12 protein-coding genes are annotated in these 11224 nt (G+C 60.1%); 4 read left to right on the forward strand and 8 right to left on the reverse strand.

Features of this window, described 5'->3' with window-relative positions:
- Positions 1-134 precede the first annotated feature (134 nt).
- The 6 genes from PFLQ2_RS25050 to PFLQ2_RS25025 form a co-directional block, all read right to left on the reverse strand.
- Positions 135-398 (reverse strand): hypothetical protein, encoded by a 264-nt coding sequence (locus PFLQ2_RS25050; RefSeq protein WP_003177577.1) that lies wholly within the window; start codon positions 396-398, stop codon positions 135-137.
- 369 nt (positions 399-767) lie between these two features.
- The gene (locus PFLQ2_RS25045; protein ID WP_003177578.1) at positions 768-1931 is read right to left on the reverse strand and encodes a gamma-butyrobetaine dioxygenase; all 1164 of its coding nucleotides are present in this window, start codon (positions 1929-1931) and stop codon (positions 768-770) included.
- A 20-nt stretch (positions 1932-1951) separates the two neighbouring features.
- Entirely contained in the window at positions 1952-2428 is a 477-nt protein-coding gene (locus tag PFLQ2_RS25040) for a thioesterase family protein (protein WP_003177579.1), read from the reverse strand.
- Positions 2429-2607: 179 nt separating this feature from the next.
- Entirely contained in the window at positions 2608-3573 is a 966-nt protein-coding gene (locus PFLQ2_RS25035) for an L-carnitine dehydrogenase (protein WP_003177581.1), read from the reverse strand.
- 183 nt (positions 3574-3756) lie between these two features.
- Entirely contained in the window at positions 3757-4644 is an 888-nt protein-coding gene (locus tag PFLQ2_RS25030) for a 3-keto-5-aminohexanoate cleavage protein (RefSeq protein ID WP_003177582.1), read from the reverse strand.
- A gap of 71 nt (positions 4645-4715) precedes the next feature.
- Positions 4716-5660, reverse strand: coding sequence for a choline ABC transporter substrate-binding protein (locus tag PFLQ2_RS25025; protein ID WP_003177583.1), 945 nt, complete (start codon positions 5658-5660; stop codon positions 4716-4718).
- A gap of 169 nt (positions 5661-5829) precedes the next feature.
- Between PFLQ2_RS25025 and PFLQ2_RS25020 the strand changes: the two genes are divergently transcribed.
- Entirely contained in the window at positions 5830-6774 is a 945-nt protein-coding gene (locus PFLQ2_RS25020) for a GlxA family transcriptional regulator (protein ID WP_003177584.1), read from the forward strand.
- A 191-nt stretch (positions 6775-6965) separates the two neighbouring features.
- Positions 6966-8135 (forward strand): alginate lyase family protein, encoded by a 1170-nt coding sequence (locus tag PFLQ2_RS25015; RefSeq protein ID WP_003177585.1) that lies wholly within the window; start codon positions 6966-6968, stop codon positions 8133-8135.
- 273 nt (positions 8136-8408) lie between these two features.
- Here the strand turns inward: PFLQ2_RS25015 and PFLQ2_RS25010 are convergent, their stop codons facing one another.
- Together PFLQ2_RS25010 and PFLQ2_RS25005 are read right to left on the reverse strand one after the other, a co-directional pair.
- Complete coding sequence (locus PFLQ2_RS25010; RefSeq protein ID WP_003177586.1) at positions 8409-8825, reverse strand: DUF3010 family protein; 417 nt, start codon at positions 8823-8825, stop codon at positions 8409-8411.
- Positions 8826-8856: 31 nt separating this feature from the next.
- Entirely contained in the window at positions 8857-9258 is a 402-nt protein-coding gene (locus PFLQ2_RS25005) for a lysozyme inhibitor LprI family protein (protein WP_003177587.1), read from the reverse strand.
- Between the two features lie 232 nt (positions 9259-9490).
- Here PFLQ2_RS25005 and PFLQ2_RS25000 point away from each other — a divergent pair, with 232 nt between their 5' ends.
- A complete protein-coding gene (locus PFLQ2_RS25000; RefSeq protein ID WP_003177588.1) occupies positions 9491-10468 on the forward strand; it encodes a dipeptidase in 978 nt (325 codons plus the stop codon).
- A 213-nt stretch (positions 10469-10681) separates the two neighbouring features.
- Positions 10682-11212: a 4-vinyl reductase gene (locus tag PFLQ2_RS24995; protein WP_003177589.1), complete on the forward strand. Its 531-nt coding sequence runs from the start codon at positions 10682-10684 to the stop codon at positions 11210-11212.
- Positions 11213-11224 lie beyond the last annotated feature (12 nt).

Below are 11224 nucleotides of genomic sequence, written 5' to 3' on the forward strand. Positions count from 1 at the left end.
GTGGCGAGGGAGCTTGCTCCCGCTGGACTGCGAAGCAGTCCCAAAACCGGACTATGCGGTGTCTCGGACATATAGCGTAGCCAGGTTTACGACCGCTTCGCGGCCGAGCGGGAGCAAGCTCCCTCGCCACAGGGTCAGGCGCTATGGTTTTGCTGATATTCGGTCAATGCCGGCAGCAACTGCTTATCGATCGCCTGGCGCACGGCTGGCAGGATGGTGGCGCTGCTGGTGTACATGTCCTTGACCATCCGCCGCAGCTCATTGGCGCGGGCCCGGTCCAAGCCCCGCACGGCGCACTCACACGCCTGCTCGGCCGTAGAGCCGCTGGGTATCTGGAGCCCCAGGGCCTTGAGCTGGCCCAGCAGGTCTTCCTGGTCGATCAAATCGGCGTACATCATGACGCTTTTCCTTGTTCAGGGATTGGGGTCGTGCCTCGATTCTGGTAGCCGTCCGAAGCGGCGGCAAGGGCAAACTGTCGCAATGGCCCGGATACCTATGAACAGGTCGTTTTCGGCTAACTCTCGCGAACCCGTACTGGGCACACTGAACTCAAGCTGAATCACGATGGTTTGGTCACCCTCGCGCGACGGCTCCTCCAGTAACGCACCTGCCCCGATCCAGTCACGGCTTGATCGGGGATTTTTTGCCTGGGTGAAACAGGGGGAGATGGGCTGCCGGACAGACCGCTATCGCGAGCAAGCCCGCTCCCACATGGGAACCCGGACTCCTGTGGGAGCGGGCTTGCTCGCGAATGGCCGTTACGCGGTCTAGCGTTGTAGAACCAGAATCCGCGACAACAACTCATCCCGATCCACATAACAACCCTGGAAATGCCGTGCCCCGGAAGCCGGGTCGAAGGCGTTGCGGGCGTGGAGGGTGCGGCGGTTGTCGAAGCACCAGAGTTGGCCGGGTTCGAGACGCTGTACCAGACGAAATTGTGGCTCGCGGGTCAGGGCGATGAAGCGACGGTACGCGCGGTACAGCCGGGGCATCTGCTCGACCGAGGTGTCGAACGGCCCGCGCAGGAAGTTCGCCATGCGGATCTCCGAGACATGCCCGAGGGCATCCAGCGCAATGATCGGCGCCAGGCAACGGTAATCGCTGTGACGATCCTTGTTGCGAAACTCCACCGGGATCTGGCACAGCGCGTCGAAGGCTTCGGGATCTTCCTGGCGCAGCGTCTCGGCGATGGCAAAGCCGTCGACAAAAATACTCTCGCCACCCTCAGCGTCATTCACCAGGCAATGCAAGAACTGAAGCCCCGGCTGCAACTCCCGCGTCGGCAAATCGCTGTGCAGTGGCAAGTTGAAAGCGGTGTAGGCGTTGCTGTCGGCATTGGCCTTGGATTGCACGTTGAACAGCACGCCGAAGTTGCTTTCGCGGATAAAGGAAATGCGCTGGGCAATCTGTTTCAGCGACCCGGGTTCGGTGGGCACGCCGCGTACTTGCGTCAGGCCGATGTCGCGCACCGCCAGCAGCCAGTGCAGCAACGCATCGGCGTCTTCCATCAGCGTCGGGTAATCGAACACCGGTAGTTGTAGATCGTGCTGCCATAGCTGGGGCCGAGGTTTGTTCGCCAGGCGCTCGGCCCTGGATTGATCATCGTAGGCGTGGGCGCGCAACCAGCCTGGATCGAAACGGCTCTGGTGACCGTCCTGCCAACTGACGCACAGGCAACCTTCGTCGTCGAGGCCGACGGTAGCGGGGGCAAGGTGTTCGGGGACGTCGACGATTTCCAGCACCTGTTCCCGAGTGACGCTGTAGACGCATTCAGGGCAAGGGCAGTTGTCCCGCAGCCATTGATGGTGGAAGGGGCTGACCCGGCTGTCGGCCCAGGTGACCTGTAGCCGGTCGGCCATGGGCGTCACCGCGCCCAGTGCGCAGATCCGAGGATATCGGCGGAAGTCGGCAAAAGCGGCGGCGGTGTTCATGGCGATCTCCTGTTGCGGACTTATCGGGCGGCTGGCAGCGCGATGACCCGCCCGATGTAGGCCGGGGATGGCAGGTCGGACTGTTCATCGAGCAGGGCGGTGAGTCTGCCCAAGGTCTGCTCCGTGAAAGGCGCCGAACGCGGGCCGGCCAGGTCGACGTGCAGCAGCATTTGCTCATTACCGGCCAGCTCTTTATCGCCGCCCGCCAAGTGCAGGCTGTGGTAGAGGTGCAGGCGCTTGGCGTCATGGCCGATGATGTGCGTGCGCACTTCCACGGCGGCGTCGAGTTTTACTTCGTGCAGGTAGTTGAGGTGCAGTTCGAGGGTGAACAGAGAGTGACCGCTGGCCTCGCGGTTCTGGCTGTCCAGGCCGAGCCGGTCCATCAACGCATCGGTGGCATAACTGAAGATCAGCAGGTAGAAGGCGTCGCGCAGGTGGCCGTTGTAATCGACCCATTCCGGGAGGATGCGGGTTTGGTAGGTGGTTAGAGTGGGCATGGCGGAACTCCACAAACAGTCGCTGATGTACACCTTTTGTGGCGAGGGAGCTTGCTCCCGCTCGGCCGCGAAGCGGTCGTAAAACCGGCGAATGCAATTTGACTGACACCGCATTTGCCGGTTTTGGGACTGCTTCGCAGTCCAGCGGGAGCAAGCTCCCTCGCCACATGGGGTTGTGATTATTCAGTGAACGCCATCCCATGCTTGGCTTTGGTCGTCTTCACCGCCTCCAGCACCGCCAGCAGGCAATCATCACGATAGCGCTCCAGGGCCGAAATGCTGTGGCTGCCCAGTTGCTCGCTCGTCCCGTCCACCACGTCGTCGATGAGTTTTTCAGTCAGTTCCGGCGCTGGCAGGTAGGTCCATGGCAATTGCAGCGCCGGGCCGAACTGGGCCATGAAGTGACGCATCCCGGCATCGCCGCCAGCCAGGGTATAGGTCAGGAACGTGCCCATGAATGACCAGCGCAACCCGGCCCCAAAACGAATGGCGTCGTCGATTTCACCGGTGGTGGCCACGCCGTCGTTGACCAGGTGCAAGGCTTCGCGCCACAGCGCTTCGAGCAACCGGTCGGCGATGAAACCGGGCACTTCCTTGCGCACATGCAGCGGCCGCATGCCGAGGGATTCATATACCTGCATGGCCGCCTGCACCGCTTCTGGCGCGGTGTGTTTGCCGCCCACCACTTCCACCAGCGGCAACAGATAAACCGGGTTGAACGGGTGCCCGACCACGCAGCGTTCCGGGTGCGTGCAACCTTCATAGAATTCGCTGGGCAAAAGCCCCGAAGTGCTGGAACCGATCAGCGCGTTCGGCTTGGCGGCGGCGCTGATCTGGCCGTGCAGTTCCAGTTTCAGTTCCAGGCGCTCGGGGGCGCTTTCCTGGATGAAGTCGGCGTCGCGTACACACTCTTCGATGGTCGCGACAAAGCGCAGCCGATCCTGCGACGCCCCAGGGGCCAGGCCCTGTTTCTCCAGCGCGCCCCAGGCGTTGGCGACGCGCTTGCGCAATGCCGCCTCGGCGCCCGGCGCTGGGTCCCAGGCCACGACGTCCAGGCCATGGGCCAGGGCGCGGCTGACCCAGCCGCTGCCGATCACACCGCTGCCCAGGGCGGCGAAGATTTTGATGTCAGTGATAAAGCTCATGGTGATTTCCTGAATGGTTCGCCGATTCCTAATGTGGGAGCGGGCTTGCTCGCGAAGACGGAATTCCTTTCACAGAAGATCCATCGGAGGTACCGGCCCCTTCGCGAGCAAGCCCGCTCCCACACTCGATCTGTGGTGGTCTTGGGATCTGCGGTCAGTGCAGATCCTATGTGCGCGTTTGGTTTAGCTGCGTTTGGTCAGGCCCATTTTCTTGCGACCCTCTGCGGGCGTCAGCACGCGGGCACCGAGGCGATTGAGAATTTCTCCGGCGCGTTCCACCAACTGGCCATTCGTGGCGAGCACGCCTTTGTCCAGCCACAAGTTATCTTCCAGGCCGACCCGCACGTTGCCGCCCAGCAACACGGCCTGGGCCGCCATCGGCATTTGCATGCGGCCAATGCCGAAGCCGGCCCACACCGCGTCGGCCGGCAGGTTGTCGACCATGGCTTTCATCGTCGTGGTGTCGGCCGGTGCGCCCCATGGGATGCCCAGGCAGAGCTGGAACAGCGGGTTGTCCAGCAGGCCTTCCTTGATCAGTTGCTTGGCGAACCACAGATGGCCGGTGTCGAAGATTTCCAGCTCGGCCTTGACCCCCAGCTCGGTGATGCGCTTGGCGCCGGCTCGCAGTTGCGTCGGGGTGGACACATAAATGGTGTCGCCATCGCCGAAGTTCAGGGTGCCGCAATCCAGCGTGCAAATCTCCGGCAGTAGCGCTTCGACGTGGGCCAGGCGGGTCAGCGGGCCCACGAGGTCGGTGTTGGGGCCGAACTCCATCGGCCGTTCACCGGCACCGATCTCCAGGTCGCCGCCCATGCCGGCGGTGAGATTGACGATGATGTCCACGTCTGCCTCACGGATGCGTTCCATCACTTCGCGGTACAGCGTCACGTCCCGGCTGAACTTGCCGGTCTGCGGGTCGCGAACATGGCAGTGGACCACCGTGGCTCCGGCCTTGGCGGCCTCGACGGCGGCCTCGGCGATCTGTTTCGGGGTGACCGGCACGTGGGGGCTCTTGGCGGTCGTGTCGCCAGCACCGGTGAGTGCGCAGGTGATGATGACGTCGTGGTTCATGGTGCGGATTCCTTCAGGCGTGGTCGGTCACTGCGCAGCCGTCGGGCGCTGCGCAGATAGGTAGTGGTGGGTCAGTTGCTGGTCAGTTTCAGGTTGTCGGCGGCCGGCTTGCCGTCGAAGGTGGTTACGCCTTCGAGCCAACGCTGTTTGTCTTGCGGGTGATCCTTGAGCCATTGCCGGGCCGATTCGAGCGGGTCCTTGTGATCGAGCAGTGGCTGCATCATCCGGCTCTCGTCATCGGCGGTGAATGTCAGGTTGCTCAACAACCGCCCGACGTTCGGGCATTGCTGGGCATAGTCCGGAGCGGTGACGGTCCACACGGTGGCCATGCCTTCGTTCGGACCGAGGGCGTCTTCGCTGCCGGTGAGGTAGGTCATTTGCACATTGACGTTCATCGGGTGCGGTGCCCAGCCAAAGAACACCACGGCTTCCTTGCGCCGCACGGCGCGGTCCACAGCGGCGAGCATGCCGGCCTCGCTGGACTCGACCAGTTGGAATTTGCCCAGACCGAACTGGTTCTTGGCGATCATCGCCTTGATCTGGGTGTTGGCGCCGGAGCCTGGCTCGATGCCATAGATCTTGCCGCCCAGTTCTTTTTCGAACTTGGCGATGTCGGCGAACGTCTTCAGGCCCTTGTCGGCCAGGTAGGTGGGCACGGCCAGGGTGGCGCGCGCATCCTTGAGGCTTGGCTCCGTCAGCACTTTGACCTGCTTGGCCTCGACGAACGGGGTGATGGTCTGGGTCATCAGCGGATTCCAGTAGCCGAGGAACAGGTCCAGGCGCTGGTCGCGGATGCCGGCAAAGATGATTTGCTGGGAGGCGCTGGTCTGTTTGGTCTTGTAGCCGAGGCCATCGAGCATCACCTGGGTCAGGGCGCTGGTGGCGATGACGTCGGTCCAGTTGACCACGCCCAGGCGCACGTTCTGGCACGCGGCGGGCTCGGCTGCCAGGGCGGCGCCATTCAACAAAGTGGTACCGCTCAGGGCAAGAACGCAGTAGCTGATCAATCGTTTCATGACGGGGTCCTCGGCAGCTTATTGTTATGGGTTCCGGTGTCTGCGCGCCGGTGATGCCAAGTTACGCAGCCCGCAGCCTTGCAAAACGCACAGCGGCGACGCGCTCTTGCACTGCAGCGACCTGTGGCGTATCAAGGTCGGCACGCTACCCGCCAACCGAGTGCGCTCCATGTCCCAGGATTTCTACTTCTTGTTGATGCCGGGTTTCTCGGCCATCGGTTTCATTTCGGCTATCGAGCCGTTGCGGGTCGCCAATCGTTTTCGCGGCGAGCTGTACCGCTGGCATGTGTTGAGTGCCGATGGTGGAGCGGTGCTGGCGAGCAACGGTATGTCGGTCAACGCCGATGCCGCGCTGGAGCCACTGAAAAAGGGCGCGACCCTTTGGGTGGTGGCGGGGTTCGAACCGCTGAAGTTCGCCACCCCGGCATTGGAGCGCTGGCTGCATCGGCTGGACAACGAAGGCGTGAGCCTGGGCGGTATCGACACGGGCAGTGTGGTCCTGGCCGAAGCGGGTCTGCTGGAAGGGCATCGCGTGACCCTGCACTGGGAAGCGATCGAGGCGTTCAAAGAGTCTTATCCACAGCTCAGCGTGACCCAGGAATTGTTCGAAATCGACCGTCGCCGTATCACCTGCGCCGGCGGCACCGCTTCCATCGACCTGATGCTCGACCTGATCGGCCAGGCCCACGGTCCCGAGCTGGCGATTCAAGTGAGCGAGCAATTCGTGCTTGGCCGCATTCGCCCGCGCAAAGACCATCAGCGCATGGAAATCGCCAGTCGCTACGGCATTCGCAACAAGAAACTGGTGCATGTCATCGGCGAGATGGAAACCCACAGCGAACCGCCCCTGAGCACTTTGGCCCTGGCCGAATCCATCAGCGTCACACGTCGCCAGCTCGAAAGGCTGTTCCGCCTGCACTTGAACGACACCCCGAGCAACTTCTACCTGCGCTTGCGCCTGGAAAAGGCCCGGCAACTGCTGCGCCAGACCGACATGAGCGTGTTGGAAGTGAGCATTGCCTGCGGTTTCGAATCACCGTCGTACTTCACCCGCAGTTACCGGGCACGGTTCGAACGCTGCCCGCGGGAGGATCGGCGGCGGCAGTTGGTTTGAAAGCAAAACACCTCTAGGGCACCTGCACCAAAAACGGTATTTAAATTTTTTGATTTAAATTATTCCTGGCGATCGTCTTGGTTTTTTTAAAGACTGGTGCTGTTAGTTCTGATGGCGGCTAAAGGATTTTCTGCCGATCCAAGAAACGTGTTTTAACGGACCGCTGAATAGGGCCAAGGGAGGTGCTGTGCATGAAGAGAAATATTTGGCTTTTTTTTGTATTGCTATTAGTTAGTCGTTTGGTACAAGCAAATCTCGCCCATCCTGGAATTCTGGTGGACTTCAAGCAATTACAGTACGTGAAGGAAAATATACATCGAGAGCCTTGGAGGAGCGCTTATGAAAAAGCCCTGCAAGACCCCTTGGGCGATAGAAATTACGAGCCGACGCCTTGGACGACGGTAGAGTGTGGCTCGTATTCCAATCCCAATAACGGCTGTTCGGACGAGACCAGAGACGCCCGGGCAGCCTACACGCAGGCTTTATTATGGCGGCTGAGCGGTGACCCTCGGTATGCAGAGAATGTACGAAAAATCCTCAATGCTTGGGCCGACACACTGATCGGTGGTCACACCAATAGTAATGGTCCCTTGCAAGCTGCATGGACGGCAGCGTTGTTTACCAGAGCCGCTGAAATTGTCAAATATTCCTACGATGGTTGGCCCCAGCCGGAAAAAGACAAAGTGACCAGGTTATTTGCCAGGCAGTATTATCCTGACGTGCTGCGTGCTTTTTCCGGGAGTTATAGTTGCTATAACAAGAACTGGCATGCAAGTGCCATTGAAGCAATGTTTAATATTGCTGTATTCAATAAAAAACAGGCGTGGTTGGATGACGCCGTTGCGAAGTGGCGTGGCCTTGTTCCGTCCTATATTTATCTCTCCTCCGATGGCGCACGTCCGAAGAATGCTCCGTGGTGCTCGCGTAGCAACGCACAAGTTAATGCGCACTGGAGTAGCCCTGAAGTCTACGTGGAAGGTTTGTCGCAAGAAAGTTGCCGGGACTTTGAGCATGCGGCTTATGGTCTGGCGGCAATAATCAACGTTGCGGAGAGCGCACGTTTACAAGGGATTGATTTATATGGGGATCAAACCAGCCAGGCCGCGTTACGCATTGCGGCGGCGATGGAGTTGCACAGTGCCTATCAAAATGGTGATCAGGCAAAACTATGCAAGTCCTATGATGGATACAGGAACGATACGGTCGGCACGTTCGAAATAGGATTCAATCACTACGCGTTGCGTCAAGGCGCTTCCCTGCCGCAGACGTCGCTGTTCCTGCAAAAGCACCGCCCAGTCAAAGGAAAATTTCATTACCTTTGGGAAACGCTGACCCATGGATCCACGGGGATCATCCCATAGAACCAGTCGTATCTGGTTTGAGAAGACCCGGCGGTGATTGGGGACGGGCGGGAGCTGGTTTGAGAGGCTTTTATACTCAATTATTCCCGCGACTATAAATTATACCTGTCGCCATAAACGGGGATAAAAGCCTGATGTCCGCCTACACCTGTGGCGAGGGAGCTTGCTCCCGCTGGGCTGCGTAGCAGCCCCAAAAAAGCGAGGGCCGCTGCGCGCCCCAGCGGGAGCAAGCTCCCTCGCCACGGGGGGGCGCATTCCACAGGGGAAACGCATTTATTTTTTCAGCAACGCCGAACACGCTGCCTTGTAGGCCTCATGCTGATATTTGTTCAGCGTCGCTGGCAAGGCGAAGTCATGTTTCTTGTGCTGCGCGTTGATGGTCTGCGGTGACAGCAGCGTCACCTCGCAATCCTCCAGCAATTGAAAAACCCCTTCAATCTTGAACGTGGTCGGTCCGCCGGCGAACTCGCCTTTCTTGCTGCGCTTCTTGATGGCGATGCGTTCGATACCATGCTCAGCCACGAATGCCCGCACCTGAGCGGCAAACGCCTTGACGTTGGCGGCTTCGTCATCGTCGTCCAGGGCGATTTTCTTGGTGTTCAGCGCGACGTGGGTCAAGGCCAGCTGATCCAGCGAGGCAACGGCGATGATCGCTTCGCTGCCTTTGATTTCGATGCCGCAGGTTTTCATGTGAATCTCTTTGCTTGAGGGGGTGTGCAGCTTACTCCTGCCCAATCGACTCCAAAAACTCCGACCGATCATCGCTCACCTGGGCCATGCAGTCGTTTTCGGCGATTTTGTAGGCTTCGCTGCCGGGTTTGGCCGGGAAGGCGGCGATGGCGCAGTCGGCTTCGCGCTGTTTTAGCCACAGTTGCTGGGCGGCCTTGATCTTGGCGGTGATGTCGTTGAGTTGCGCCTTGTCGCTGGCGTAGCGGGTTTGCAGGCGTTCGTTGAGGCTTTGCAGGTTCTCATTGAGCAGTTGTTCGGCGGCGGTCTTGCCATAGGCCGAGCAGGCCAGGGTCTGGACGTCGTTTTCCACCGCGTCGCAGGGGTTTTGTTCGGTGTCTTCGGTGGCGTGGGCCACGGTGCTGATCAATGCCAAAGCCAGGAAAAGTGATTTCATCGCGTCGCCGCTCAGTCCAGTGAAAACCAGTGATGCGGCGGATTCTGGCGCAAGCGACGGGTAAAGAACAGACGGGCAGGGTGGAGCGGCCATGACCCTTTGTCGCGGATTGACGCTTTCGGCAATTCCCCTGTCGTTTTTGCACCCGGTCGCCACGGCCCTCAGGCATATGCTGGCCCCAAAGCGCCGGCACACGATTCGGCGCGTGGATCTGACAAAAGGGGACTGCCTGATGAGCCCAGCCGAATTGCACGCCGACAGCATCGTTATCGACGGGCTGATCATTGCCAAGTGGAACCGTGAACTGTTCGAAGATATGCGCAAGGGTGGGCTGACCGCCGCCAACTGCACCGTGTCGGTGTGGGAAGGCTTCCAGGCGACCATCAACAATATCGTCGCCAGCCAGAAGCTGATCCGCGAGAACAGCGACCTGGTGATCCCGGTGAAAACCACCGCCGATATCCGCCGCGCCAAGGAACAGGGCAAGACCGGCATCATCTTCGGCTTCCAGAACGCCCACGCGTTCGAAGACCAACTCGGCTACGTCGAGATCTTCAAGCAGCTTGGCGTTGGCGTGGTGCAGATGTGCTACAACACCCAGAACCTGGTGGGCACCGGTTGCTATGAGCGTGACGGTGGCCTGTCGGGCTTCGGTCGCGAAATCGTTGCCGAGATGAACCGGGTCGGCGTCATGTGCGACCTCTCCCATGTCGGTTCCAAGACTTCCGAAGAAGTCATCCTCGAATCGAAGAAACCGGTCTGCTATTCCCACTGCCTGCCGTCCGGCCTGAAAGAACATCCGCGCAACAAGTCCGATGAAGAGCTGAAGTTCATCGCCGACCACGGCGGCTTTGTCGGCGTGACCATGTTCGCGCCGTTCCTGGCCAAGGGCATCGATTCGACCATCGACGACTACGCCGAAGCCATCGAATACACCATGAACATCGTCGGCGAAGACGCCATCGGCATCGGCACCGACTTCACCCAGGGCCACGGCCAGGACTTCTTCGAAATGCTGACCCACGACAAGGGCTATGCCCGTCGTCTGACCAGCTTCGGCAAGATCATCAACCCCCTGGGCATCCGCACCGTGGGCGAGTTCCCGAACCTCACCGAAACGCTGCTCAAGCGCGGCCATCCAGAGCGGGTGGTGCGCAAGATCATGGGTGAAAACTGGGTAAGCGTCCTGAAAGACGTCTGGGGCGAATGAATAACTCAGGAGCCTACTCCGCTCGCCGATAGCTGCGTCAGGTCCTCGCGCCAAGCTCGCCGTACGTCCCGTACTGTCTCGCTTGTCGCTCCGGTCCTTCCTTGCTCTCGACGTGCTCGCTACGGCTCCAAAGTCATTCACACGGCTGGTTTATAAGAGCGAAGCAAAAGCATTGCTAAGCACTGACTACGAATTTTCTGGAGTTAACGTTTCATGGCCAAGATCGCCCCGCAACTGCCTATCGAAGTCGACAGCGAAACCGGTGTCTGGACCTCCGACGCCCTGCCGATGCTCTACGTGCCGCGTCACTTCTTCGTCAACAACCACATGGGCATCGAGGAAGTGCTGGGCGCCGACGCCTACGCCGAGATTCTCTACAAGGCTGGCTACAAGTCCGCCTGGCACTGGTGTGAAAAAGAAGCCGAATGCCACGGCCTGGAAGGCGTCGCGGTGTTCGAGCACTACATGAAGCGCCTGTCGCAACGCGGCTGGGGCCTGTTCAAAATCCAGGACATCGACCTCGACAAAGGCACCGCCAGCGTCAAGCTCGAGCACTCGGCGTTCGTCTATGTTTACGGCAAGGTCGGGCGCAAGGTCGACTATATGTTCACCGGCTGGTTTGCCGGCGCCATGGACCAGATCCTCGCCGCTCGCGGCAGCAAGATCCGCACTGTGGCCGAGCAGGTCTACGGCGGTTCCGAAGAAGGCCACGACGACGGCCTGTTCATCGTCAAGCCGTTGTAAGTCGAGGATCGC

Origin of the sequence: Pseudomonas fluorescens Q2-87 (assembly GCF_000281895.1) — a bacterium.
Lineage (GTDB): Bacteria > Pseudomonadota > Gammaproteobacteria > Pseudomonadales > Pseudomonadaceae > Aquipseudomonas > Aquipseudomonas fluorescens_S.